General features: G+C 42.0%; 27 protein-coding genes and 1 pseudogene. 13 read left to right on the top strand and 15 right to left on the bottom strand.

Annotated elements, in window-relative coordinates; all coding sequences use genetic code 11:
* Positions 1-231: 231 nt before the first annotated feature.
* Positions 232-1,809 carry an NAD(P)H-quinone oxidoreductase subunit 4 gene (locus tag LC653_RS25895; RefSeq protein WP_229497578.1) on the top strand — a complete coding sequence of 526 codons (1,578 nt, stop codon included), beginning with the start codon at positions 232-234 and terminating at the stop codon, positions 1,807-1,809.
* A 185-nt stretch (positions 1,810-1,994) separates the two neighbouring features.
* Here LC653_RS25895 and LC653_RS25900 read toward each other — a convergent pair whose 3' ends face one another.
* The gene (locus LC653_RS25900; protein ID WP_372478224.1) at positions 1,995-2,228 is read right to left on the bottom strand and encodes a DUF4351 domain-containing protein; all 234 of its coding nucleotides are present in this window, start codon (positions 2,226-2,228) and stop codon (positions 1,995-1,997) included.
* A gap of 35 nt (positions 2,229-2,263) precedes the next feature.
* Positions 2,264-3,262, bottom strand: a complete 999-nt coding sequence (locus LC653_RS25905) for a DUF4351 domain-containing protein (RefSeq protein ID WP_229497579.1) — start codon at positions 3,260-3,262, stop codon at positions 2,264-2,266.
* A gap of 581 nt (positions 3,263-3,843) precedes the next feature.
* On the opposite strand from LC653_RS25905, the gene LC653_RS25910 reads away from it, so the two are divergent.
* Together LC653_RS25910 and LC653_RS25915 are read left to right on the top strand one after the other, a co-directional pair.
* Complete coding sequence (locus LC653_RS25910; RefSeq protein WP_229497580.1) at positions 3,844-4,566, top strand: Uma2 family endonuclease; 723 nt, start codon at positions 3,844-3,846, stop codon at positions 4,564-4,566.
* A gap of 149 nt (positions 4,567-4,715) precedes the next feature.
* The gene (locus LC653_RS25915) at positions 4,716-5,426 is read left to right on the top strand and encodes a hypothetical protein (protein WP_229497613.1); all 711 of its coding nucleotides are present in this window, start codon (positions 4,716-4,718) and stop codon (positions 5,424-5,426) included.
* A 199-nt stretch (positions 5,427-5,625) separates the two neighbouring features.
* Here LC653_RS25915 and LC653_RS25920 read toward each other — a convergent pair whose 3' ends face one another.
* The 3 genes from LC653_RS25920 to LC653_RS25930 all read right to left on the bottom strand — a co-directional run bounded on the left by LC653_RS25920 (position 5,626) and on the right by LC653_RS25930 (position 6,446).
* The gene (locus LC653_RS25920; RefSeq protein WP_229490262.1) at positions 5,626-5,904 is read right to left on the bottom strand and encodes a BrnA antitoxin family protein; all 279 of its coding nucleotides are present in this window, start codon (positions 5,902-5,904) and stop codon (positions 5,626-5,628) included.
* The gene (locus tag LC653_RS25925) at positions 5,873-6,160 is read right to left on the bottom strand and encodes a BrnT family toxin (RefSeq protein WP_229497581.1); all 288 of its coding nucleotides are present in this window, start codon (positions 6,158-6,160) and stop codon (positions 5,873-5,875) included. The genes LC653_RS25920 and LC653_RS25925 overlap by 32 nt, the downstream gene beginning before the upstream one ends.
* A 64-nt stretch (positions 6,161-6,224) precedes the next feature.
* Positions 6,225-6,446: a hypothetical protein gene (locus LC653_RS25930; protein ID WP_229497582.1), complete on the bottom strand. Its 222-nt coding sequence runs from the start codon at positions 6,444-6,446 to the stop codon at positions 6,225-6,227.
* 273 nt (positions 6,447-6,719) lie between these two features.
* Here LC653_RS25930 and LC653_RS25935 point away from each other — a divergent pair, with 273 nt between their 5' ends.
* A complete protein-coding gene (locus LC653_RS25935; RefSeq protein WP_229497583.1) occupies positions 6,720-6,962 on the top strand; it encodes a CopG family ribbon-helix-helix protein in 243 nt (80 codons plus the stop codon).
* A gap of 46 nt (positions 6,963-7,008) precedes the next feature.
* On the opposite strand, the gene LC653_RS25940 is transcribed toward LC653_RS25935, so the two are convergent.
* From LC653_RS25940 to LC653_RS25965, 6 genes are all read right to left on the bottom strand, one after another.
* Positions 7,009-7,452, bottom strand: a complete 444-nt coding sequence (locus tag LC653_RS25940) for a DUF29 domain-containing protein (RefSeq protein WP_229497584.1) — start codon at positions 7,450-7,452, stop codon at positions 7,009-7,011.
* Positions 7,453-7,497: 45 nt separating this feature from the next.
* Complete coding sequence (locus LC653_RS25945; RefSeq protein ID WP_229497585.1) at positions 7,498-7,653, bottom strand: BrnA antitoxin family protein; 156 nt, start codon at positions 7,651-7,653, stop codon at positions 7,498-7,500.
* Positions 7,654-7,664: 11 nt separating this feature from the next.
* Positions 7,665-7,997 carry a DUF5615 family PIN-like protein gene (locus tag LC653_RS25950; protein ID WP_229497586.1) on the bottom strand — a complete coding sequence of 111 codons (333 nt, stop codon included), beginning with the start codon at positions 7,995-7,997 and terminating at the stop codon, positions 7,665-7,667.
* On the bottom strand, positions 7,994-8,218 hold the full coding sequence (locus LC653_RS25955; protein ID WP_012412401.1) for a DUF433 domain-containing protein: 225 nt from the start codon (positions 8,216-8,218) through the stop codon (positions 7,994-7,996). Before LC653_RS25955 ends, LC653_RS25950 begins: the two co-directional genes overlap by 4 nt.
* A 12-nt stretch (positions 8,219-8,230) precedes the next feature.
* The gene (locus LC653_RS25960; protein ID WP_229497587.1) at positions 8,231-8,509 is read right to left on the bottom strand and encodes a LapA family protein; all 279 of its coding nucleotides are present in this window, start codon (positions 8,507-8,509) and stop codon (positions 8,231-8,233) included.
* Positions 8,510-8,654: 145 nt separating this feature from the next.
* The gene (locus LC653_RS25965) at positions 8,655-10,079 is read right to left on the bottom strand and encodes a phosphoglucomutase/phosphomannomutase family protein (protein WP_229497588.1); all 1,425 of its coding nucleotides are present in this window, start codon (positions 10,077-10,079) and stop codon (positions 8,655-8,657) included.
* A gap of 146 nt (positions 10,080-10,225) precedes the next feature.
* Here LC653_RS25965 and LC653_RS25970 point away from each other — a divergent pair, with 146 nt between their 5' ends.
* The 5 genes and pseudogenes from LC653_RS25970 to LC653_RS25990 form a co-directional block, all read left to right on the top strand.
* On the top strand, positions 10,226-11,080 hold the full coding sequence (locus tag LC653_RS25970) for a PD-(D/E)XK nuclease family protein (protein WP_229497589.1): 855 nt from the start codon (positions 10,226-10,228) through the stop codon (positions 11,078-11,080).
* 146 nt (positions 11,081-11,226) lie between these two features.
* On the top strand, positions 11,227-12,570 hold the full coding sequence (locus tag LC653_RS46965) for a papain fold toxin domain-containing protein (protein WP_229497590.1): 1,344 nt from the start codon (positions 11,227-11,229) through the stop codon (positions 12,568-12,570).
* A 16-nt stretch (positions 12,571-12,586) separates the two neighbouring features.
* Entirely contained in the window at positions 12,587-13,294 is a 708-nt protein-coding gene (locus tag LC653_RS25980; protein ID WP_229497591.1) for a hypothetical protein, read from the top strand.
* 59 nt (positions 13,295-13,353) lie between these two features.
* Complete coding sequence (locus LC653_RS25985) at positions 13,354-14,046, top strand: hypothetical protein (protein ID WP_229497592.1); 693 nt, start codon at positions 13,354-13,356, stop codon at positions 14,044-14,046.
* A gap of 91 nt (positions 14,047-14,137) precedes the next feature.
* Positions 14,138-14,380 (top strand): annotated as a pseudogene (locus tag LC653_RS25990) (ISKra4 family transposase); the annotation flags it as partial.
* A 132-nt stretch (positions 14,381-14,512) separates the two neighbouring features.
* Here the strand turns inward: LC653_RS25990 and LC653_RS25995 are convergent.
* On the bottom strand, positions 14,513-14,701 hold the full coding sequence (locus tag LC653_RS25995; protein ID WP_229497593.1) for a hypothetical protein: 189 nt from the start codon (positions 14,699-14,701) through the stop codon (positions 14,513-14,515).
* 31 nt (positions 14,702-14,732) lie between these two features.
* Here LC653_RS25995 and LC653_RS26000 point away from each other — a divergent pair, with 31 nt between their 5' ends.
* Positions 14,733-14,909: a hypothetical protein gene (locus LC653_RS26000; protein ID WP_229497594.1), complete on the top strand. Its 177-nt coding sequence runs from the start codon at positions 14,733-14,735 to the stop codon at positions 14,907-14,909.
* Positions 14,910-14,920: 11 nt separating this feature from the next.
* Here the strand turns inward: LC653_RS26000 and LC653_RS26005 are convergent, their stop codons facing one another.
* The gene (locus LC653_RS26005) at positions 14,921-16,591 is read right to left on the bottom strand and encodes a transglutaminase-like domain-containing protein (protein ID WP_229497595.1); all 1,671 of its coding nucleotides are present in this window, start codon (positions 16,589-16,591) and stop codon (positions 14,921-14,923) included.
* A 481-nt stretch (positions 16,592-17,072) separates the two neighbouring features.
* Between LC653_RS26005 and LC653_RS26010 the strand changes: the two genes are divergently transcribed.
* Entirely contained in the window at positions 17,073-19,931 is a 2,859-nt protein-coding gene (locus tag LC653_RS26010) for a cation-translocating P-type ATPase (RefSeq protein ID WP_229497596.1), read from the top strand.
* Between the two features lie 394 nt (positions 19,932-20,325).
* Complete coding sequence (locus LC653_RS26015) at positions 20,326-20,511, top strand: hypothetical protein (protein ID WP_229497597.1); 186 nt, start codon at positions 20,326-20,328, stop codon at positions 20,509-20,511.
* 199 nt (positions 20,512-20,710) lie between these two features.
* Here LC653_RS26015 and LC653_RS26020 read toward each other — a convergent pair whose 3' ends face one another.
* Positions 20,711-21,058, bottom strand: a complete 348-nt coding sequence (locus LC653_RS26020) for a hypothetical protein (protein WP_229497598.1) — start codon at positions 21,056-21,058, stop codon at positions 20,711-20,713.
* 237 nt (positions 21,059-21,295) lie between these two features.
* Here LC653_RS26020 and recF point away from each other — a divergent pair, with 237 nt between their 5' ends.
* Positions 21,296-22,417 carry a DNA replication/repair protein RecF gene (recF, locus tag LC653_RS26025; protein WP_229497599.1) on the top strand — a complete coding sequence of 374 codons (1,122 nt, stop codon included), beginning with the start codon at positions 21,296-21,298 and terminating at the stop codon, positions 22,415-22,417.
* A gap of 10 nt (positions 22,418-22,427) precedes the next feature.
* On the opposite strand, the gene LC653_RS26030 is transcribed toward recF, so the two are convergent.
* Positions 22,428-22,886, bottom strand: a complete 459-nt coding sequence (locus LC653_RS26030; RefSeq protein WP_229497600.1) for an MgtC/SapB family protein — start codon at positions 22,884-22,886, stop codon at positions 22,428-22,430.
* Positions 22,887-24,001 lie beyond the last annotated feature (1,115 nt).

Consider the following 24,001-nt stretch of genomic DNA (forward strand, 5'->3'; position numbering starts at 1 on the left):
CCCTAAACTATAATTTTAGCGGCTTTTTTAGGGTAAATCTTTGACTTGACTGGGAGTATCACAACGCACATTCCGCACCCGCAACTGTCAAAAGAGACTCCCAAGAGAAAAAATGGGGGATTGCCAATTTAATTAAATCAACCTAACGAGGAAGACGAAATCCCCAAAAAGCTGTTAGTTAATAACTAGTGACTTTTTGCCAAACATGATTTTGATAGCAGACGAATTGTGATGAATACAGCTAATTTTCCGTGGCTGACGACGATTATTCTGTTGCCGATAGCCGCTTCACTACTGATTCCCATCATCCCGGATAAAGAAGGCAAAACAGTGCGCTGGTACTCCCTCATCGTAGGGCTGATAGATTTTGCACTAATTGTTTATGCTTTTTATACTGGGTATGATTTCTCCAATCCAGATTTGCAGTTGGTCGAAAGTTACCCCTGGGTACCCCAACTAGATTTGAATTGGTCAGTAGGGGCAGATGGCTTATCTATGCCCCTAATTATTTTGACTGGATTCATTACCACGCTGGCGATTTTAGCAGCTTGGCCTGTTACCTTCAAGCCGAAGCTATTTTACTTCTTGATGTTGGCGATGTATGGCGGTCAGATTGCCGTGTTCGCTGTCCAGGATATGCTGTTATTTTTCCTGGTGTGGGAACTGGAACTGGTGCCGATATACTTTCTGCTGTCGATTTGGGGAGGCAAAAGGCGGCAATACGCAGCGACTAAATTTATTTTATACACTGCTGGCGGTTCGCTGTTTATTTTGCTGTCTGCCCTGACAATGGGATTTTACGGCGATACGGTGACGTTTGACATGCGATCGCTCGCCTTAAAAGACTTCGCCCTCAATTTCCAACTTGCCGCCTATGCTGGCTTCCTGATTGCCTACGCCGTCAAGTTGCCGATTATTCCCTTGCACACCTGGCTACCTGATGCCCACGGTGAAGCAACAGCCCCCGTACACATGTTATTGGCAGGTATTCTGCTGAAAATGGGCGGTTACGCCTTAATTCGGATGAATGCCCAAATGCTCCCCGATGCCCACGCTCTTTTTGCACCAGTGTTGGTGGTTTTGGGGGTAGTTAATATCATCTACGCTGCCTTGACATCCTTTGCCCAGCGCAACCTGAAGCGGAAAATTGCTTACTCCTCAATTTCCCACATGGGCTTTGTGATGATTGGTATTGCCTCCTTCACCGATTTGGGATTGAGTGGGGCAGTGTTACAAATGGTTTCCCACGGATTAATTGGGGCGAGTTTGTTCTTCCTGGTTGGCGCAACTTATGATCGCACACACACCCTAATGTTGGATGAAATGGGCGGTGTTGCTAAGAGAATGCCGAAGATTTTCGCCATGTTCACCACCTGTTCGATGGCTTCTTTGGCACTGCCAGGGATGAGCGGTTTCGTGGCAGAATTAATGGTATTTGTTGGCTTTGCTACTAGCGATGCTTATAGCTCTACCTTCAAAGTAATTGTGGTGTTCTTGATGGCAGTGGGAGTAATTTTAACTCCGATTTATCTGCTGTCGATGTTGCGAGAAATTTTCTACGGAGAAGAGAACAAGGAATTAGTTTCTCACCAAGCTTTGATAGATGCTGAACCCCGTGAAGTATTTATCATTGCCTGTTTGTTAATTCCAATTATTGGTATTGGTTTCTATCCGAAATTGCTGACTCAGATGTATGACGCCACAACTGTACAATTGACAGCAAGATTGCGTGATTCCGTGCCGACATTAGCACAGCAAAAAGACGATGCACTAAAGGTTTCTTTGAGTGCGCCCCAAATCGCTAATTAAGTTGCGATCGCTAGTTTAGTTTAAATATTGATTGCTTTGAGGGCGGGTTTTGTACCTGCCCTTTTTGTTACTCACTCGTAACGTTTGATTCGGTAAAGTAAAAACAAATCATCGAACTTAATTAAAAAAATTCTGTATCGGTAAGTGAGTAGATGTATTTTTTACAATTTTCATAAAAATAGATTTTAAGCTGATTGATTTGTTTGCAACCAGTTAAGTAAATCTTCCATAGCAGTAAAATCCAACAAAGCTTCGCCAAGGGTTTCTAATTGATTTAAAGAAAGAGATTTGATGCGCTCTTGCAATTCTGGTGATAATTCTCCCACTCGTCTTTGTAGTAACCTTAAAATAAGCCGTTGTTCACCTTCTTGTTTTCCGCGCTCGTAGCCGATGCGCTCACCTGTAGTTACATATCTCATAGTCTGCTACTGCTCAATTTTCATAAAAATAGATTTTAAGCTGATTGATTTGTTTGCAACCAGTTAAGCAAATCTTCCATAGCAGTAAAATCTAACAAAGCTTCGCCAAGGTTTTCTAACTGATTTAAAGAAAGAGATTGGATACGCTCTTGTAATTGTGGTGATAATTCTCCCACTCGTCTTTGTAGTAACCTTAAAATAAGCCGTTGTTCACCTTCTTGTTCACCTTCTTGTTTACCTTCTTGTTTTCCGCGCTCGTAGCCGATGCGCTCACCTGTAGTTATATATCTCATAGTCCGCTCCTGCTCAAATTGTTTAAACTCTTCCCAAAACTGATTTTCCAATGCCTTTGGTAATATCATAACCCAATCGATAAATCGATATAGGTTGCGAATATCCTGCTCTCCTAAGCCCAAATCATATAGCCTGCGAATTAAGCTGAATTTCCATATTTTGCGTTGTTCGGGTGATGAGCGTGTCTGCTGCGTTTTCAAATGCGCCATGACGACAGTTGCAAATGGATTATCGCTATTTTCTAACTCGTGAAAGCGATTTTCGTAATCCAAAAGTTTAATACTGCCAAATTCAAAAATTAAGCGAGTATTGGGATAATTGTAGCTGTAATTGCTTGGTCGCCATTCGCGGTTTGGGTCGCAGAGAATTGCAAGACTTGTTGCTGGTTGATCAAAGCGGTCAAATATACGAAAGTTGTAGGTAAACATCCGCTTGGCAAAGTTATCTTCTTTTTGTGCCTGAATTTCAACATGGATTAATAACCAAAGTTCTTCCCCTTGGGTTTGCCAAACTTTGACTAATTGATCGGCATATCTCTTACCCTGTTCAGCTTCACGAGCTATTTGTTGAAATTCTTTATCTAGAAATTCGTAGGGACGTTCCCAATCAATTAATGCAGAAGTTTCTGGAAAAAAGAAATGCATTGCTTGGGGAAAATAGGCTTCTATAATTTCTTTCCAAGGGCTATCAAAATCAGAGCGTAGGCGTAGCCCGTCGTAGACATCGCTAACATTAGTCATGAATTGATTGCAGATAATAATTTTGAAAAAATCCTAACATTCAGTTTTGCTTTGCTCAACTATAGCATTCATAAATTATGCGTTAAAAACTATGCCGACATTAGCAAAACAAAAAAATAAGCGCCAAATGTTTTTTTGAATGCACCCCAAATCGCTAATTAGATAGCGATCGCTTTTTTAGTTTAAATATTTATTGCTTTGAGGGCGGGTTTTGTACCGACCCTTTTTTGGTACGCTTTTGGAACGGTACATACCAAAAGAAAAATATTCCGCGCTTTTTTGCTATTGTCAGTTAGAGATTCTGTTAATAAGCATCGAAAAACCATGAATTTAATGTAAAATTTTGCAATCACGAGTCTGTGAATACTGAGAAAACATCCACAGGCGATGTCTAGGACGGGCTATGACGCTCGTTCGCCTTTGGCATCTCCCCTTGGGAGAAGACTCGCTAACGCAACTCTTGGAGACGCACTCGCGAACGCTATCGGCGTCACTAAAAATGGTTCTTTATTTTTGCGCTGCGATCGCACATCAATAGATTACGTACAATCTATCTAGAATCAGATTTGGCAAAACCGCTCATGTTAAACTACAATCCACTGCATTGTTTGCCATCTTCCGAAGAACTACCCGACTCAGATGATACTGCTGTGGATAATGAACTCCAAAATTTAATTCCCGGCTTACTGAAAACGACACTGGCTTTGGTTTGGTGCGATCGCTGGGATTGGTTCTTTGGTATTGACATGGGTATTTATTATCACCCCGACAAACCAGCCATTGTCCCTGATGGGTTTCTTAGCTTAGGAGTTAAACGCTTCATTGATGAGGACTTGCGCCTAAGTTATGTGCTGTGGGAAGAAAAGAAGCTGCCAATTTTAGCACTAGAAGTTGTTTCTCAAATATATCGGGAAGAATATAGCACTAAGAAAGAATTCTATGCCAAAGAATTAGGGATTTCGTACTACGTTGTATATAGTCCGCTTCGGCGTAAAAAGACACCTTTGGAGGTCTATCACCTAGTTGATGGGGAATATATCTTAATGTCAGGAAATCCCGTTTGGCTGCCAGAGATTGGTTTAGGAATTGGGCGAGAACGGGGAATTTATCAAGGTATAGTGCGGGAGTGGCTGTACTGGTATGACGAGGAAGGGCAAAAATTGCTGACACCAGAAGAACGCGTCAGGGAAGCGGAAGAACGCACAGCTTTTGAAGAACAGCGACGTGTGGAAGCAGAACAACAAGTGAAAATGTTAATTGAAAGGTTGAATGCGCTAGGTGTTGATCCAGAAAGTTTGTCATAGATTCACCAAATTTTGTAATTTTCGCTGCTTTAATGTTAATTAGCTTCCTGGTTAGGGAATTATATCTGTAAAGCAACTCATAGCTTGACGCTACAAATCGTAAGGCTTGTTGCTCAATAAATAAATTTACCAAAACCTGCATCAAAAATATAGAAGTTAAATTAGGATTTGGAGCAGTCCCAAAACCTCAATATGTTTTTGTCAGCAAAGAATCGGATCACTGCTGGTATATGCTATCCGACGATACAAGACAAATCCCAATTTATGAGAGAGCCTTGACTGGGGTGATAACAGGGATAGAAGTTAATAAAAAAGTGGAAACTTCACATGGAGAAACAGAAAAAATTGATTTGCATATTTTGGCAGACAAACCTTATGTTATCCGCTCAGGAAGTGAATCTTATTTTTCTAAGAGTTTGTTGCTTTCACTTGATGCCCTGACTTCTGAACAATTGCATCATCCACTTACGATCGCAGTGAGTCCTGGAGATAAAACAATTGTATTTTGTACAATTTATAATCCGGTAACTTCTCGAGCTGTAGATGTTAGTTGGGATGGACATAATGAAATTGATTTGCAAGCTCTAGGGCAAAAAGTTAGTTTCAAAATTAATAGAATTCAAAATTTAAATCAAGAGCCAATACAAACATCTGCTAATACAACGACATCAGAAATTCATGCAGTTTTGATAGCTCAAAGTGACACATATTTAGCCCAATTAAATTGGACTCCAGAGCAGGGAAGGGAGTATTTGCAGCAAAAATATGGCAAGCGATCGCGTCTACAACTCACTGATAGAGAAATTCTGGACTTTATTGATTACCTGCAAGCAAAACTAACCCAAAACTGTCCAACTTAGCTGCTGTTGTGTGAGCTTTGGATAATTGCGACGCCGATAGCGAACGCGAGTGCGTCTCCAAGAGTTGCGTTAGCGAGTCTTCTCCCAAGGGGAGACGCTTTAGCGCAACGAGCGTCATAGCCCGCACTTCGACAAGCTCAGTGACCATCGTAGACATCGCTTGTCAGTTGCATTGAGGTTATTGTTAAAGAGATTCAATTTAGGTTGACTTCGCCTCAGACGCTGGATAAGCTTTGTGTGCTTCTGCGTAAATCTTTAATGCTACAGCCATCTGCTGTTCGGCAGTCTCTCCCTGCTCTTTGAACCAAGCAAAAGTTTCAGGATCTACCTTAACTGTTATTGTTACAGGTGACTTGGGCATTCGCAATTGTGCTTTAGCAAAAAATTCTTCTGACAAGGGTGGAATATCTGAGGTGTCGATGTCTTCGTCACTCATTGCATCGACTCTAACCCAATCGGTTCTTGAGGTATTGTTCATAGCTTTTTCGTTCGTGAGACAGTGCCTTTCTTAATGAGATGATCCGAACCATTTCTTCACCTGGCTCGGTGTAAATAACTACTACAATTCGACCATCGAGTAGTCCAATACCGAGATACCGATCCTCTCCATAGTCTTCTCGTTCATCTAGGTAGACAAGCATGGGTAGATTAAAGATGCGGAAAGCATCAGCAAAGTCGAAACCATGCTTTGTGATGTTGCTTTGGTTTTTACGCTCATCCCACTCAAACTTCATGGACTCAATATACCAGTGACACCGGAAAAATCAACTGTGACTACATCACCGGGATTGAATGTCACTAAACTGTCTCCTCACTTTCAGGAAAAATTGAAGCTGCGTACTGTAAGGAGAAGGATGCTAAATCAACCTGATCTTGCTCAGTCCAAGTATCACTTTGCTCAATGATCGACAAGTTTTGCTCGACTAGCTCATTTAGAATCAGGGTTGCCAAGCGTAGCCGCTCAGTTGGTGACAAGTTACAAACAACTTGGCTGTATATCTCTTGGGCTTTATTGGACATAATTAATCCTCCTACCCTTTATCCTAACAGTTGCAATGCCTGCGGCAAGCCTCTAAAAACCGTCCACGCACAAGTAATGTGATTGCTGAAGATAGATAAATTGTTGGGTTTCCTCAAGTCAAGCTTTGGCGATAGGTCATTGTACTAATGTATTTCTATAAGTCTTTCCATTGCTCTATAGCAAAGTTGTGTAACGTTCAGCTTTAAGAATGTTACATTGGAACATAATAGTGCAATGTTATATTATCCAATACAGCTTTATTTGACGGGACGATGAGCAAAGAAAATATTACGTTTCGGATAGATAGCGATCGCAAGGCTGCACTTGATGCGATCGCAGCTGGAATAAATCGCGATCGCAACTACGTACTTAATGAGGCGGTAGCCGCTTATCTAGAGATATATCAGTGGCAAATTGAGGAAATTCAAAAGGGAATTGCTGAAGCCAATGCTGAAGACTTTGCCAGTGATGAAGAAGTAAAAGCGACTTTTGCAAGACTCACCAATGCATATTAAGTGGCTGCGTAGTGCGCTTCATTCCACACAGTCACAAATAAACTTATCAAATATCGCTTGCTTCCGGTAGCCAGTCTTCATCCAACACTAACTCTAAAGAATATGGGCACTCTTCTGGAAACACGGATAAAAGTATCCCTGTTTGCTTGGCTGCTTGACGACGTGCCCTTTGATAGCTTTCCTCAAGCTGCTCTGTAGGATAGCTCTTAAGACTAGGACTATCTTCTATGGCTAACTCAATTTGGGTGCGAGAATCAGTGATGGAATCAAGCCAACTATCTGAGCGACGCTGGGGTTGATATTGCCACTTGAGCAAATGCAAAAGTAAGCGAGTTAGTTGACTGGCAATACTTCGCCGTTCACTTTTGCCCAAGCCTTCAACCTCTTCAATCAAATGTTCTACATCAACTTCTTGCCAGCGATGCGATCGCAATAGTTGGGTTGTCTGTTCAATCCACAAATTAAAATCTGCTTTATAAGCTGCACTCATAGCCGTTCTCGATCTGCTGAATGTACTCACGCAAGGCATCGTTAATCAAAGTTTGGTAATTTCCCCACCTGCTGCGTCAACTTGGTCACGAAACCATGCTAGTACTTCATCATCTAGGCGAATTGTAATTCGAGTTTTGCCTGTTGGTGTTGATTCAATCGCTCCCCGCTTACCCTGGCTAAAATCATACTCAGTTTTCATAATTTCCAAATCTAATACAATGTCAAAACTCCCAAATCTGGATTTTTGTCAAAAACTTGGATATCCTCTACATGCGATCGCAAAATCTCTTCAATCTGTTTGGTTGAACAATTGCCATAACGAATCCAAATCACTTTCGGAGGAAATCCTCGCAAAATGCTCAACTCATTAAAATCAGCATCTCTGGTTACAACAGTAAATCCACTTTGTCGGGCATACTCCCAAACAGTTAGATCATCTGCTTGATCTAAGCTTATAAGAAAAAGATGCTGAGAGTTTGGGTACATATCAGCTAGTCGATCAACTAACCGAGGTGATAAGTTATGGTCAAACAATAACTTCATGCTTGCATTGTCAGCATTTGCCGTTCTCGATCAGCCGCATAGCTTAGGCAAGCCAAAATATCCTCTTGTGTCAAATAAGGAAAGTCATCAAGCAATTCCTCGTAGGTCATACCAGAGGCAAGATATGATAAAACATCGTATACAGTAATTCGCATTCCTCGAATACAAGGCTTACCACCTCGTTTTCCTGGTTCGATTGTAATAATGTTTTGATACTGCACAGCTATCAAACCTCAAAAATCTTCATCGTCAACAAAAAATTCCGCATCGTCTTCTAATCGAGAATTACGCTGCCCAATACCAGCAAGTCCCCAGAGAGGTTGCAGCAGTGCCATGCCAATTAACCCTACACCGGCACTAAAAGCCAGCACTAAACCCATTGGTATCTGAATCGATTGGAATGTTAAGAATTTTAACGATACGGGTGTGGCATTTTGGACTGAAATAATTGCGATCGCGATTACCCAAACCGTTACAACTAGAGATGTCAAAAAAGGAGCCAGAGTTTTCATAGTTTGATTGAAATGAGGAGTTAGGAGATAGAAGTTAAAAGTTATATTTTGCTCAAAATTAGAAATCAGGAGTTAAGAATTGTTAATTTACAACTCTTAACTCCTAATTCATAACTCTTAACTTTTAATTCCTAACTCTGACAGATTAAACTGCTACTGCCTCTAGTTTAGCAATGGCACTCTCTAACTCTTGGGCGATTTGGGTGAGTTTTTCGGGAGTGTTGGTTTCTAGGTAAACGCGTACCAGTGGTTCTGTACCGGAAGGACGCAGTAAAACCCAGCTACCTTCTTCTAAATACAGCTTAATACCGTCTTTACGCCCGACTTCCTTAACTTTAATTCCTGCTACCTCTGTAGGTGGATTTTTAGTAAAGGAGTCGATGACGGCGGTTTTGTGCGCCTCTGTGAGGTGCAAGTCTAGGCGGTTGTTGTAAAGTGGGCCATCGGCTTCAGCGATCGCTTCTTTAACAAGCTGGCTTAAGGGTTTGCCTTCATAGGCGATCGCTTCTGCCACCAGCATATCGGCTAATACCCCGTCTTTTTCGGGAATATGCCCGATAATACTCAAACCACCTGATTCCTCTCCACCAATTAATACGGCAGTTTCCCGCATTTTTTCGCCGATGTATTTAAAACCAACTGCTGTTTCGTAAATTTGCAGCCCATTTTTAGCAGCGAAATTATCCAGCAGGTGGGTTGTAGCGACAGTGCGGACTATGGCGCCGGTTTTACCTTTGTTTTTGATTAAATGACGTGCTAGAAGTAGCAGCACAGTATTAGGAGTAAGGACGTTTCCTTGTTCATCTACAATACCAAAGCGATCGCTATCTCCATCGGTTGCCAAGCCCAAATCAGCTTGATCGCGAACTACTGCTTCCACTAACTCAACTAATTGTTCTCCTTTGGGTTCTGGCATTCCACCCCCAAATAAAACATCCCTCCAATCGTGGAAACTTTCTAACTGAACGCCACAATGAAGCAAAACTTCATCTAAATAGCCGCGAGAGGTAGAATACAGAGCATCGTACTTTACCTTTAAATTAGCGCTTTTAATCTTTTCTACATCAAGTAGAGTGTAGATAAATTGCAGGTAATCAGGTTTCGGATCGAAAATTGAAATTGAACCTGATGGGTTACTTCCAGGTAACTCATCCGATGCGCTTTCTATATTTGCCACAATAGTATCAGTAATCTCTGGAGTGGCAGGCCCGGCATAATCGGGTATATATTTAATTCCACAGTAGGGTGCTGGATTATGACTAGCAGTAAACATTAACGCCCCAGCGGAATTTAGATGACGGGCGTTGTAGGCAATTACTGGTGTGGGACAATCCCGATCAGTAATTTTCACAGTCCAACCCAAGTCTGCCAAAACTTGGGCCGCTGTTTGGGCAAACTGGTCAGCTAAAAAGCGAGTATCGTAGGCAATAAGTACTGGTCTATCTTTTGTGTAGGCTGTGTCTAAATAAATGGCGATCGCCCTTGTTACTTTCCGCACATTGGGGAAAGTAAAGTCATCGGCAATAATTCCTCGCCATCCATCGGTGCCAAATTTTATCTTGCTGGACATTTTTGCCACTTGCTCCCGTACATTATCAGTACTATTCAAGCTTCCCGCAAAGCGTGTGTAGCAGCAAGTATCCTCCGAAGTTCTTTTCTAAGCAAGCCTTAGCTTAAACTTCTCTCCACCGTATTTTCTCTCACTGTTTCTGAGCAATGTCAACCCCCGATCGACCTTTTGCCAGTTATCACCTTTGGTCTCTAGTTGCCCCAGCAACCGGGCAAGAACGCTGGCATTGCCAGATGAGACGGGGGTTTATCAAAGCACGGCAACACGAACCACAAGTCAAAGCGCTTTTAGGGCAAGCCACCGCGCCCCAGAGGATTGGCATACTCGCCCAAAAAGGCATTTATGAGTTTCATCATCACAGGCATCTGTTGAAGCAAGCAGATGGTGTAGAAAGAGTTGCACAGCTACTTAAATTAGGCAACTCAAGCGATCAAGTCCAGCAACGGGTGCTGCAAATTCTGAAAAAATATCACGATGCGCCGTTGCTTTTGGATAAAGATATTATCCAATTAACTCCGGGTGATGAAGGCTTTCCTAAACCGATAGTAGTTGAACAAGAAGATTATTGCTTTCGCTTATATGCGGCTATGGACTGCGTTTTCATTGAATCTGATAGCACTTTACATATTTTGGATTTCAAAACTGGTAAGTCGGCTTTTGACCGACGACAGGCATTAGTTTATTTAGTAGCTGCTCGTTATCTTTACCCTGGACGGGAAGCCGTTGCATCATTTTATAATTTAGAAATATGTAAAAAGTCTGAGTTAATCAGTATCAATAATAGTGAATTAGAATACTTAAAATTTGAGTTAGCTAATATTGCCCACAAGCACCAGCACGATTTGCAAAAATATCAGGAACAAACTAGTAATTTCAGTAAAATATTCCCTCCCAATCCTGGCTCTCATTGCCGCTTTTGCCCATTTAACTCCATCTGTGAGTTTGCCGATTTTAAGCAGCATCAATCGTATCCACTGCCAAGTTTAAGAGTTAATAGCTAATTGGTTTACCTCTTGATATTGGTTCAATCTTCAAAAAACAGCTGCTAAATCCTCGTACTTTTACTGACCTCATTCTCGACTCCTGTCAGACAACCTAGATGTAAACTACACCGATTTTTATCTTTGGTTGTGAGGAGTTAAGACTAGTGCGATTAACCACAAATAAATCTGTATCTAGATTAGTAGGAATTTGGACGTTTCTTTTACTTTTAATATTTAAGGGAGTTTTTCCTAAACCAGCTTTTGCCTTCCTGTCGTCATTGGATGCTTGTGCTGTTAAACCTGAATGTGCCGCTGCTATAGGCTCTGAAGTAGCTCCTGCTGTTGCTGCTCCCACTTCTGCGGGTGTTGGTGCTTCAACCATTACCACTACTACAGCTGCTGGAACTACTACTTCTTCTGTTCAAACTGTTGCTGGCGCTACAATTGTTGGGGATATGCGCCTATCTGGCGTTGTTGCTTTTTATATCTGGAATCTCGGTCAAAATCAGCAGGCTCAAAAAAAGGCTGCTGAACGATATTGTCAAGCTAATCCTCATGATGGTGTTTGTGTTGCGCTTCACTACCAAACTGGCGATGCTGGAAACGGCGACCCTGATGCCTGTAAGTTCCATATTACTCGGCGTTTTTCTTACCCCTTTACTATTGATTTAATCCAAGCACCTGATGCTCAGTGTGGAACGACTACTGTTTACGCCATTAACGGTACTCCTTATTCTCGTGGGGTATATCCTACTGAAGTTCAGCAGCCTGTTGATTGGAAAGATTGGCCCCAACAAAAGCGTGATGCGGCAGTTAGATTACTTAATCCTTCTGACTGGCAAGGTTTAATTAGTTCAATGCCAGCAGGAGGCATATTAAATCCTGGAGATAAGATTCATGCTCCTACAATTGTAATTCCAGGGCAAGAAACAGACGACCCTCTTACGCCAGCAGATGAGCGTTTGTTGAAAAAGGAGTCTGGATTTTTTACTTTTCCTGGAATTCCTGATTTTGATAAAGATGGCATTCCAGATTCAATTGACCTAGACAATGATAATGACGGAATAGTAAATACGAATGATCCAGAACCGTACAATCCTAATGTTCCATTCGCAAGTAGTTTACCTGATGAGTCAGCAAAAGTTACTCCTGAAGTTCTTCAAGACATCCGCGACATTGTAGATCCCTATAAAAATGAAGAGTGTGTTCCATGCGCTGCTGAAATTGAGGCTTACTTGAGAGAGAAAGGTATTCATGGAGAGCGCATTAAACTTGATGCTGTCAAAATAGTGAGAGACGATGACTTCATATATGATGATAGCTTAGAGCTTAGAATTGCAACCAATGGTCATCATGAAGGAATTGCGATTAAGATCAATGGAGAAGTAAGGGTTTTCGATAATCACCGCCCAGAGGGGCTTCCGAGGCAGCAGTGGATGAATAACCTGGTATATCATAGTAAGATATTTGGACGCTCTGATTTTCGTAACTCAGGATACTTGTTTTAAAGTGTAGATAATCAATATGAATAATCTCTCTAGACTTCTCCAAGAGATTAAAGATAACCCAGTCAAATACATAGATAAGCCATCAATTACTCACCTTGATTCCTTTGTAAGGGGGTGGTATTTAAGTCGAATAGAGCATTTCGGATTAAATCCACAAGGCTACCCAATGGAAGGATTTGACGAGTGGATGAAAGAAAGAGTAAAAACTACAGTTTCACAATCATGGGCTGAGATAATTCTGTTTTTTTGTCGGACTGAGAGAAATGCATTCTATAGTTTTTTTGAAGAATATGAGCAGTTTCTAAAACACAAAGATGATTCCAAAATTCAAGAAAGTGAAGAAAAAGCTAGCCCTACTGAAGATAATTCAAAGTTTCGTCAATTTGATATTTACAACGAGATTCTAAAGGGCATAAAGAAAAGGCCGGGTATATACTTAAGAACTAGTCCAATCACTGAACTAGATATGCTTTTGCGAGGATACAGTCTGGCTCGAAGAGAAGTTGGCATACCTCCAAGCGAGCCAGAAAGGGAATTTGAAGGTTTTCAATCATGGGTTCAAGAAAAATATGGAATTAAGTCAGGTCAGTCATGGGCTAAGATAATTCTTTTTTATTCTGTAGACGAGCATGAGGCACTACAGAACTTTTTTGAATTATTTGAAGAATACTTGAATAGGAACAAGAGTTTAGAAGTAGACGAAAATATAAGCAGAGAGTGTTAAGGTGCCGTACTCTCAGGCATAATACACCCTACTCGCTAAATTAAATTGGAGTAATCAATATGAATAATCTCTCTAGACTTCTCCAAGAGATTAAAGATAACCCAGTCATATACATAGATAAGCCATCAATTACTTGTCTTGATTTCTTTGTCGGGGGGTATTTAAGTCAACTAAGTAACTTAGGATTAACTCCCGAAGGCTACCCAATGGAAGGATTTAATGAATGGATGCAAGAAAGAGCAAAAACTAATATAACTCAATCTTGGCTTGAGATAATTCTGTTTCTTTCTAGTAGTGAAAAAGATGCTTTCTATATGTTTTTTGAACTCTTTGAAAAGTTCATAAAGCAGAAAAATAATTCAAAAAGGCAAGAAAGTGAAGACATTTTAAGGCTTCGTCAGGATTTGATGTTTCCTCGGTTTGATATTTACAAGGAGATTCTAGGTGCTATAAAGAAAAGACCAGGAATGTATTTAGGAACTAGTTCAATTACTAGACTAGATATGCTTTTGCGAGGATATAGTTTTGCTAGAAGAGAAGTTGGCGTACCTCCAACTGAGCCAGAAAGGGAATTTGAAGGTTTTCAATCATGGGTTCAAGAAAAATATGGAATTAACTCAGGTCAGTCATGGTCTAAGATAATTCTTTTCTATTCTGTAGACGAGGATGAGGCACTACAGAAATTTTTTGAATTGTTTGAAGAATACTTGAATAGGAACAAGAGTTTAGAAGTAGACGAAAAGAGTGGTTAAGCAGAGAGTGTTAAGGGGGAGCATCCAGTTTTGGAAGATTTACCCTTTCTGGGAAAATGTAAAGGGAAATAACCCTGTGCGATCGCTGACAATGAACCAAGAGAAACAAGAACGGATCAAAGCCTGCTTACAAGAATTGTCAACACTGCTGTATGAAGAAGCAGACAAAAGTAAGCTGACAGACCTCGAAGGCATAGAAAAAACAGTTCGCAGTCAAGTATTAGAACTAGTCAGCCCAGAAATAGCCCTTTTTTTATCGAACAAAAAACTGGAACAATCATTTGGTAAAACCAGGAAAATAAAAAGCCTAGTAGGGGAACTGAAATTAAAAGCCACTTGAGAGGATATTTGATTGATGGTAAAATCAGCCCCTGACAAAAAGCCTTGAGTCATAAATGGCACAAAATAATTTGTACCTACTTCTGATGCTATTGCTCTTGCTTGTTGAGCAAAGTATTGCTCAAACTCAGCCAAGGCTTGCACTTGTGTCATCATTTATTAATCTCCCAATATGGGGGTAAACATCAGCGATCGCTCTACTTGGTGTCCAGCCGGAAGGCGATCGCATTCCAACACTCACCATCATACTGCCGAAATAGGACAATCGGATAATAGGATAAACTACTAAATCAACATAGCCTAAAAAGCTGTGCAAAAATTAAGCGGTTGTACGCTGTGCAAGGTTGATGAGTGAAAAGAAGGAATTACGGGGCTATGTTTCTCCAGAGTTAAACCGATTGTTTCGGGCTGTGATAGCTCTTAAAGATAAAAACCTCAGCGATACGATCGCTGAGGCTCTAGAAGACTGGCTCAATAAGCCTGAAAACCAGGAGCTAATTAAAAAGCATAATTTGGGTAAATAAATCGAAGAAATTTAAAAGGGCGGCAATTCTTTAAGAATTGTGAACCGAATATGATTAATCGCCAAATCGCCAATGGGGATATCTTCTTTGGTTAGCCGCTCACCTTGACTTGTCACGGTTTCAAAGGTGATACCTTTACCAATTTCAATGTGATACCAGCATAAGCCCATAAAAAAGCGCGTCGGATAAGGGCCACCTTCACCTATATCGTCAGGATTTGATTCCATTGGCAACCAGCCAAAATTTGGGACGTAGAATTCTAGCCAAACATGATTAAAGTCGGGTTGTAGCGGTACTCCTACGAAGTCACTATGGGGAGGACATTTGTACCTGCCTACGGTGCGGCAGGGGATGCCATTTAAACGGGATAGGGCAAGTAAGACACCGACATATTCGCCACAGGAACCAACGCCCCGTTCTAAAACTGTATCTGGTGTGTCAATGTAAGGTTTAATACCGTAGGATAACTCATCATAAACGTAATTGCGGATGCTGTGCATTTTCCGCAGCACATTGGTTTCAGAACCAATCGCTTCTCTGGCGGCACGGCGAACAATGGTAGTATCCATTGCTAAATCGTCGTCATCCACTAGGTAGCGTGTTTGTAATTCTGGGGACAGAGCGGGTATATTTTCCACATCTCTGGGTGTGATGCGATACTTAATGCCGCGAACTTCCAAAAGTGCTTTCCAGCCAAATATATGCCGTTCACCTGGGGCAAGAGAATCAAATTTAAAGACTGCTACACGTTGCCCCTCTATCACTTCTTCGGTGAAGGGTATACCAATGGGTTCAACGTGTTTCACCTTTTGACGCTCAGTTTCCGATGGTAGGGCGATGCGCCATTCGACATCGGGTAAATAAACCTCGTCTAGGGGTGCAATTTCCTCAGCATAAGACATTTCAATGAGATAGCCGTTAGAGAGGGCGTAACGCTTATCTGGTTGGTAATGATAATACAGAGGGTGAATAAAAGTGCGATCGCGGAATGTTAGCTCATGACTCGGATCAGCATTTGGGTTATCCCGAATATAAGCCTCCTCTGAGGCGTAAGCGACGTAAATACTTTCTTTGCCTGTTTCGGCATTTTTATGGATTGCTATGCCTGTGGGACATTCAAAGGGTGTCAGGACACTAAATTGAAGTTCTCCTGTGGCCCTATCCATCGCGTAAACTGATTGTTCGGTGCGATCGCAAATCCACAGCATTTCCTGAGTGACTGCTAAATTCTCTATCCCAACGCCTGGGGCATAAAACCTGGTAATCTCTTTTCGCGTTTCGCGGTCATAAATCAGAATGTAGCCTAGCCTTTGGCAACTGACATAAACTGTTGTTTCCCAAACAGCAACGCCGTCAGCAGGATAAGGCAATGTCACAAAATGTTCCAGACCCAGAGCATTGAGCTTGCACAAGTAAACACTATTTTCTCGGCTCACCCACAGGGTATCTTCCCAGGCAGCTAGACCAGTGACATCGGTAAATTCTTTAACTTGATGGGGATTGAGAATTTTGCTGTTGTCAGAGGTGGGATCAATTTCTAGTAGATGCCCTTTAATACTGTCAATGGCAATCAGTCTATCTTTGATGAAAGTAATGCCACACAGGGTAGCAGCAGTAAGCGGTCGAATTGTTTTTTGCCCAAACATCTGGCTAACGGTCAAAGTGGGGAGTGCAAAACTCATATTAATTAATCATATTTCTTGAACGGTTTAGCACGCTTAAGCAATTCAAAATTCAAAATTTGCCTTGAAAAGTTTCCTAGTTCGGGTAACCCTACTGGCACGCCAGTTCACTTGAGCGCGGAAATACGCAAAAGCGACTGGCTCAACTTTGGACAAAATTCAAAATAAAATGCAATCGTGCCATGCATTTTGGCTATTGACTAGATGTAAATTAAAGCAATGGCAGCCTAAAATTAATTGTCGCAGATGCTCTGTAACTAAGCCTCAAAGCTCTATTACTCATAATTATCGGTACAATGTATTCCGAAAAACTCTTTCGTGAGAGATAACACTATCTCAAAAAAAATAAATTTACAAATGTTAAGAATTACAGATACACTCATGCAACTGGGCGATCGCCTTAATGTAACTTTAGAAGATGGAATTCCTGCCATCACTAAATTATGATCAAATTTTGTAACCATTTGCTGTGACCTACACGATGTCTGCTAATTCTCTGCCTGAAGGTGCCGCCGTTTGGCATAGTTTAGAAGTTGATAAAGCGCTAGACCTGCTCGATAGTAATGCAGACAGTGGCTTAACACCCCAAGAAATTCAACAGAGATTGCAAAAGTACGGGGCCAACGAACTTGAAGAAACTGCTGGCCGTAGTACTTGGGAAATCCTGCTGGATCAGTTCAAGAACATTATGTTGTTGATGCTGATTGGTGTAGCTCTGATTTCTGGCTTTTTAGACCTGATGGCTTTGCGGGAGGGTCGCTTGAAGCCTGGTGAAGTGCCATTTAAAGATACGATCGCTATCTTAGCAATTGTCATCCTGAATGGCATACTTGGCTACGTCCAAGAAAGCCGTGCCGAAAAAGCCTTGGCAGCCTTGAAAAAAATGACCTCTCCCTTAGTGCGCGTCATCCGCGACGCTAGACTAGTGGAGATAGCAGCCAAGGAACTAGTCCCAGGGGATGTAATGCTGCTGGAAGCTGGGATGCAGATAGCCGCAGATGGACGCTTGATAGAACAGTCTAATTTACAAGTGCGTGAGTCGGCATTGACTGGTGAAGCCGAAGCCGTGAATAAACAGGCATCATTAAAATTGCCAGAGGAAACATCATTAGGCGATCGCCTAAATGTCGTATTTCAAGGAACTGAAGTAGTCCAAGGACGAGGCAAGGTTCTGGTGACTAACACCGGAATGACTACAGAACTCGGCAAAATTGCCACCATGTTGCAGGCGGTGGAAAGTGAACCTACGCCGTTACAGCAACGGATGACTCAACTAGGCAACGTCCTGGTTACGGGTTCCTTGATTCTCGTGGCGATCGTCGTTATCGGTGGTGTCATCAAGGACAGAGGTTTTAGCAACATCCAAGAACTCTTGGAAGTTTCCTTGAGTATGGCGGTTGCTGTGGTGCCAGAAGGTTTACCTGCTGTAATTACCGTCACCTTGGCGCTGGGAACCCAGCGAATGGTGCGCCAGAATGCCTTGATTCGCAAACTCCCAGCAGTGGAAACATTGGGTTCTGTAACTACCATCTGTTCTGATAAAACCGGTACGTTGACGCAAAATAAAATGGTGGTGCAATCGGTTTTCACCAATAACAAAACTTTTCGCGTCATCGGCGAAGGTTACGCTCCCACAGGGGACTTTCAGTTAGATGGCCAAAAAATTTCCCTAGAGGCGTCTCCAGAAATCTCAGCGTTATCAGTCGCCTGTGCTATTTGTAATGATTCGGTGTTGCAAAAAGAACAAGGGGAATGGGCGATTTTGGGAGATCCCACAGAGGGGGCATTGTTAACACTGGCGGGAAAAGCTGGAATTGAAAAAGACCAGTGGAACAGTAAATTACCTCGCGTTGCGGAGTTCCCCTTCTCCTCAGAACGGAAACGGATGAGCGTAATTTCTCAGGTGGAGGGAGTCGCTACAGGTGATGCGTCTTCGAGAGGCATTGACCCTGCGATCGCTAGTTTTATCCAATCTGAACCTTACTTAATGTTTACCAAAGGTTCTCCAGAGTTAACCTTGGCACGTTCTACTCAGATTCATTTGGGCAATCACTCAGCCCCCTTGACCGAAGAACAACGTCAGAGAATTTTGGCAGAAAATGACCTTATGGCGAGTAAAGGTTTGCGGGTGCTAGGTTTTGCCTACAAACCCCTGGCAGAAATTCCACCGGAAGGTTCAGACGAAACATCCGAGCAAGGCTTGGTATGGTTGGGATTGGTGGGAATGTTAGATGCGCCACGTCCAGAGGTAAGGGCAGCAGTCCAAGAGTGTCGGGATGCAGGCATTCGCCCAGTAATGATTACTGGTGACCACCAATTAACAGCACGAGCGATCGCTACCGATTTGGGAATTGCCCAAGAAGGCGACCGCGTCCTCACAGGTCAAGAATTGCAACGGATGAGTGACCAGGAATTAGAGCAAAATGTTGACTTGGTCAGCATCTATGCCAGAGTTTCCCCAGAACACAAACTGCGAATTGTCCAAGCACTGCAACGCCGGGGTAGATTTGTGGCGATGACAGGCGATGGTGTTAACGATGCCCCAGCCCTCAAACAAGCCGACATCGGTATTGCAATGGGCATTACTGGCACTGATGTAAGTAAAGAAGCCAGTGACATGGTGTTACTTGATGACAACTTTGCCACCATTGTCAGCGCCACCAAGGAAGGTAGAGTTGTTTACACCAATATTCGCCGCTTTATTAAATACATTCTGGGCAGTAACATTGGCGAAGTTCTCACAATTGCAGCTGCACCCTTAATTGGTTTGGGAGGCGTTCCCCTTACTCCCTTGCAAATTCTCTGGATGAACTTGGTAACAGACGGTTTACCAGCCTTGGCATTAGCTGTGGAACCTCCAGAACCTGATGTGATGCAACGTCCGCCTTTTAGTCCCCGCGAAAGTATTTTCGCTAGGGGATTGGGTTCTTACATGATTCGTATTGGGATCATTTTTGCCATTATCAGCATTGCCTTGATGTGGTGGGCTTATCAACATACCCATGCCCCTGAGTATCAGGGCAATCGGGATGCTTGGAAGACAATGGTATTCACTACCTTGTGTCTCGCCCAAATGGGTCATGCGATCGCCATTCGCTCCAACAACCGACTGGCCATCGAAATGAATCCCTTTTCCAATATATTTGTACTAGCGGCTGTTGTTGTCACCACGATTTTGCAGTTGATGCTAGTTTACGTCCCACCCCTGCGAGATTTCTTTGGTACTCACTACCTGAATCTGCAAGAGTTGGGGGTTTGTATTGGCTTCAGTGCCTTAATGTTTGTCTGGATTGAATTGGAGAAAATATTTCTGCGGATTATGGGCAAGAAGGCTGTGTGAGAGCATGGATGATGGAGATTGAGACGCTGCAACACCCACCAACGTCGAACTTCGGAGCATACTTGTGGCTACACAAGCTTTCCGGCAAGCTTTAAATAGAGGTTCAACCATTTCTATTATTGGGACTTAGACAAAAAGTAGCCAGAAAAAACACTCAAATGTATATACAGAGAGACTTTGACATCGTTCTGCCTAGTTTCTTGATATATCTGGGTTTCAAGCATTTTTGAGCCTTTGGTGTATTTTCCTTGTTCTGTATGGGTTTGAGGCTTGTTTCTGCCTAAAAAAAGTTTAAGTCCCGTTATTTAGAAGTGTTTTTGCCTAAATGCTAATAAAAGCTTAGTGACTGGTAATCACTAAGCCTGATTCCTTCTTTATGTAAAAAAGGACTAAGATGTATATCAAGCTTATCATTTCTTCTTTGACAGTCTCTCTGATAGCTTCGGTCGCACTGGCGGCAAAAGACCCGGCTTATATACCTCTGGCTGCAAGCGTAGGGGGAGGTATAGCGGCTATTAGTACGCTTATTAAGCCAGAGCGTACATCATTGCCACAATCTAAAGACGATACTCTAGAGTAGTCTTTAAGATGCGGTCGTTAACAGACTTTGGGGGTTTAAGTCCCCTATCTCTATAGGCAGCACGTTTATGTGTCGGGGTCTAAATCCCCGTCACTTTCACGTAATTGCGAACTTGTACTGAGCGTCTTGCCTTGAGCGAAGTCGAAAGGAGCCGAAGTATTAAGAAAAAGCGAATTGGTTTAACTCCAACAATCGCATTTCAAGAATTATTTCTAATCAACTGCAACAATATAGACTCAAGACTTTGTAATGCAGCATTTGTAGTGCGCTGATGTTCTTCAAAATTACGCTGATGTTGTTCATGGCTATCACGTAACTCAAGTAACACATCGTCCAAAATCGCACTACGACCCAGAACACGGTCAACGTTACTGGTAAGCTCTCTCATTTCCTGGCTTAGTTCATCCAGTTGTGCTTGAGTATTAACTTGTCTAATAGTTAAATTGTCTAATTGTTCTTGTGTACTAGTTTGTCTTTGAGCCAACCCCAAGATTATTTGTTCAATACGGTCTATTCGGTTAGGGAAGTATTCAGATGTGTCAGTCATTTTCCTTGTGTTGAACTTCTACAATTTTACTTCTATAACCGTGTCTAACCTTCGTAGTGATAGCTCTCACTTGCAAGGGTTTACTGCCAACACAAGGAATCACTTGCAAGGGTCTACTGCCAACACAAGGAAAAAAATATTTTATGGAAGTTTCATAATAACAACCGAGATAACCCTGATTGAAATTAGAGTATCTATTCCTTCCTTTCTCGTATTTCTCCTTTCCTTGTGTTCCTTATGTACCTGAAAACTCTAAATCTACGACAATTTCGTAATTATCAAGACCAGAACGTTGAGTTTAATGCTGCCAAAACAATTTTGGTAGGTAACAATGCTCAGGGAAAGTCAAATTTGTTAGAGGCGGTGGAGTTGCTGGCGACATTGCGATCGCACCGAATGACCCGCGATCGCGATTTGGTTCAAGAAGGGGAAGCCGTAGCCCAAATTAATGCCACCCTTGAGCGACAAACAGGCGTTAGTGACCTGACTTTAACCCTGCGCCGCAATGGTCGCCGTAGCGTTGCCCTCAATGGTGAATCGATCCGCCGTCAAATGGATTTTCTCGGCGTTCTCAATGCAGTCCAATTTTCTAGCCTCGATTTAGAACTGGTACGCGGCGGCCCGGAAGGTCGCCGTAACTGGTTAGATACACTCTTAATTCAACTCGAACCAGTTTATGCTCACATTTTGCAGCAGTATAACCATGTGTTACGCCAGCGCAATGCCTTTTTAAAACGCCATGTAGAGACGTTAGATGCAACGTCTCTACATTCAGAACTGGTGTTGTGGGATGCACAGTTAGCTACTACAGGAACCAGAGTCATTAGACGACGCGATCGCGCCATCCAAAGATTAGCTCCCATTGCTACGGCTTGGCACGCCAGCATTAGCGGCAGTACAGAAGCTCTACAAATCAAGTACCTGCCGAATATTCCTTTAGAGGATAACCAGAAAGAAGAAGTGCAGCAAGCTTTTTTAGCAAAAATCCAGCAACGAGCGATCGCCGAAATGCACCAAGGTACTACTCTTGTCGGCCCCCATCGAGACGAAATAGAATTAACTATTAACCAGACACCCGCTCGTCAATACGGTTCTCAAGGTCAACAACGAACGCTGGTTCTAGCCTTAAAATTAGCAGAATTACAATTAATTGAAGAAGTCGTCAAAGAGCCACCATTGCTATTACTTGATGATGTTCTTGCCGAACTAGATTTATCCCGCCAAAATCAATTACTCGATGCCATTCAAGACCGCTTTCAGACCCTAATTACTACTACTCACTTGGGTTCTTTTGATTCTCAGTGGTTGAAGTCCTCCCAAATTCTTTTTGTGAAAGCAGGAGAGATAATCCCAAATTAGTCATTTGTGACTAATCACGTTTTTCTAACCTTTTAAAAACGGTGAGAACCAAAAAAGTAAGCAAACCTCCGATTAATACTAACTGCCACAAACCACAGCCAGCAGCAATTCCCAAAGCAGCCGAAACCCAAATAGCTGCTGCTGATGTCAGTCCGTGAATTTCAAGTCGCTGTGATTCTTGAGAAGATTGGCGCACAATTTCTCCAGCACCGAGAAATCCTACACCGGCTGCAATCCCCTGAATCACGCGGCTAAGTGCATCACGACTGAACTGTGACCCATCTGTTTGCATAATTATCAGAGTAAACACGGCTGAACCTAAACTCACCAGCATGTGAGTTCTTAAACCGGCTGGTTTACGTCTAATTTGGCGTTCTAAGCCGATAATTGCTCCAATAAGCAATGCAAGGCACAGCCTGAAGCTGATATTTAGCCAATCATTAGTTGCAAGATAGTAAGTGTTTGACAATGCTTAATCTGGTGTAGAGAATTTTATATATTAGTACAGCACGGCATAAATCTAGGTACTATATATATAAATTAACAAGACTTCGAGGAAAATCCCATTGTTAAAGGTTGGCACACTTTCGCCACATCTACTAAGCTAATCGTCATTCATTTTTCCAGGTTGATTCGCTTGTAGTAGGGACTACAGCCCTGCTTTTATGCAACTTAAATGCTCATTAGCTTAGTACCACAAGGTGGAAGTCAAAAGTTAACACTGAGCGAAGTCTAAGTGTCAAAAGTCACACACACTTTAACTAGTTCCGTGGGTTTAAGTCCCCCGGTTCAATAAAAAAGCAAGTTTTGTGTTGGGGTTAAATCCCCATTACAAAACAAAATTTACGAAAGCGTTGCGTTAGCGAGTCCGCGTTCGCGCAGCGTCTCGTAGAGAGCGTCATTACGAATTACGAATTACGAATTATTTAATTTTGGGCTTTCTGGCTGTAATGAAATGGTAGGTTTATTTCCGCCGACCTGTACTAGGTTAATTATTAATATTTTTACAAAAATCGTGCAGAAATATTTTAATCTTTTATTGATGGAGTTTAATTCAACGAGTGCAATTTAATTGCCTATATCATATTTAGATTCTATCAATTCGGAAATACTTTTTTAGGTAAAACTTAATATTTTGCCTTGTTAGGATTATTTCGCAATAAGATATTATTTTGGTCAAAAATAAATTAATGTTTGCATTGTTAAATTATGGCAATGATCATAATTTGGGCAAACTAGATAAATTTTAAGTTTATTAAATAGGTTTTTAACTATTTAAAATGACTAAACTATAAAATTCTATCTCAAATTGCTAGATTTAACCCATACACTCAATAATTAAATATAATACCGCCATCTACAACTCGCTCAAACAACTAAACCCCCGATTTCAGGGAAGAGAGGCTAAATGAAGGAAAATATTTGATTTACAAAGGAGTTGAATTACAGCAATACATCGTGTAACTGGCAATTAACCACTAATAAGGTCGGCAAATTAAACGTAAATGCTGGAAACTCCTCTTTTAGTAGGGAGTCAGTGAATTTACGGCTGATAACGTACTAGGAGGAAATGGCTGTGGCTAT

Source organism: Nostoc mirabile CHAB5784, assembly GCF_020829645.1.
Lineage (GTDB): Bacteria > Cyanobacteriota > Cyanobacteriia > Cyanobacteriales > Nostocaceae > Nostoc > Nostoc mirabile.

Bases quoted from the DNA above. Each gene is read 5' to 3' on its own strand.
- LC653_RS25895 (WP_229497578.1), top strand. From the start codon at position 232: ATGAATACAGCTAATTTTCCGTGGCTGACGACGATTATTCTGTTGCCG.
- LC653_RS25900 (WP_372478224.1), bottom strand. From the start codon at position 2,228: ATGAGATATGTAACTACAGGTGAGCGCATCGGCTACGAGCGCGGAAAA.
- LC653_RS25905 (WP_229497579.1), bottom strand. From the start codon at position 3,262: ATGACTAATGTTAGCGATGTCTACGACGGGCTACGCCTACGCTCTGAT.
- LC653_RS25910 (WP_229497580.1), top strand. From the start codon at position 3,844: ATGTTAAACTACAATCCACTGCATTGTTTGCCATCTTCCGAAGAACTA.
- LC653_RS25920 (WP_229490262.1), bottom strand. From the start codon at position 5,904: ATGAACAATACCTCAAGAACCGATTGGGTTAGAGTCGATGCAATGAGT.
- LC653_RS25925 (WP_229497581.1), bottom strand. From the start codon at position 6,160: ATGAAGTTTGAGTGGGATGAGCGTAAAAACCAAAGCAACATCACAAAG.
- LC653_RS25930 (WP_229497582.1), bottom strand. From the start codon at position 6,446: ATGTCCAATAAAGCCCAAGAGATATACAGCCAAGTTGTTTGTAACTTG.
- LC653_RS25935 (WP_229497583.1), top strand. From the start codon at position 6,720: ATGAGCAAAGAAAATATTACGTTTCGGATAGATAGCGATCGCAAGGCT.
- LC653_RS25940 (WP_229497584.1), bottom strand. From the start codon at position 7,452: ATGAGTGCAGCTTATAAAGCAGATTTTAATTTGTGGATTGAACAGACA.
- LC653_RS25945 (WP_229497585.1), bottom strand. From the start codon at position 7,653: ATGAAAACTGAGTATGATTTTAGCCAGGGTAAGCGGGGAGCGATTGAA.
- LC653_RS25950 (WP_229497586.1), bottom strand. From the start codon at position 7,997: ATGAAGTTATTGTTTGACCATAACTTATCACCTCGGTTAGTTGATCGA.
- LC653_RS25960 (WP_229497587.1), bottom strand. From the start codon at position 8,509: ATGAAAACTCTGGCTCCTTTTTTGACATCTCTAGTTGTAACGGTTTGG.
- LC653_RS25965 (WP_229497588.1), bottom strand. From the start codon at position 10,079: ATGTCCAGCAAGATAAAATTTGGCACCGATGGATGGCGAGGAATTATT.
- LC653_RS25970 (WP_229497589.1), top strand. From the start codon at position 10,226: ATGTCAACCCCCGATCGACCTTTTGCCAGTTATCACCTTTGGTCTCTA.
- LC653_RS25980 (WP_229497591.1), top strand. From the start codon at position 12,587: ATGAATAATCTCTCTAGACTTCTCCAAGAGATTAAAGATAACCCAGTC.
- LC653_RS25985 (WP_229497592.1), top strand. From the start codon at position 13,354: ATGAATAATCTCTCTAGACTTCTCCAAGAGATTAAAGATAACCCAGTC.
- LC653_RS26000 (WP_229497594.1), top strand. From the start codon at position 14,733: ATGAGTGAAAAGAAGGAATTACGGGGCTATGTTTCTCCAGAGTTAAAC.
- LC653_RS26005 (WP_229497595.1), bottom strand. From the start codon at position 16,591: ATGAGTTTTGCACTCCCCACTTTGACCGTTAGCCAGATGTTTGGGCAA.
- LC653_RS26010 (WP_229497596.1), top strand. From the start codon at position 17,073: ATGTCTGCTAATTCTCTGCCTGAAGGTGCCGCCGTTTGGCATAGTTTA.
- LC653_RS26015 (WP_229497597.1), top strand. From the start codon at position 20,326: ATGTATATCAAGCTTATCATTTCTTCTTTGACAGTCTCTCTGATAGCT.
- LC653_RS26020 (WP_229497598.1), bottom strand. From the start codon at position 21,058: ATGACTGACACATCTGAATACTTCCCTAACCGAATAGACCGTATTGAA.
- recF (WP_229497599.1), top strand. From the start codon at position 21,296: ATGTACCTGAAAACTCTAAATCTACGACAATTTCGTAATTATCAAGAC.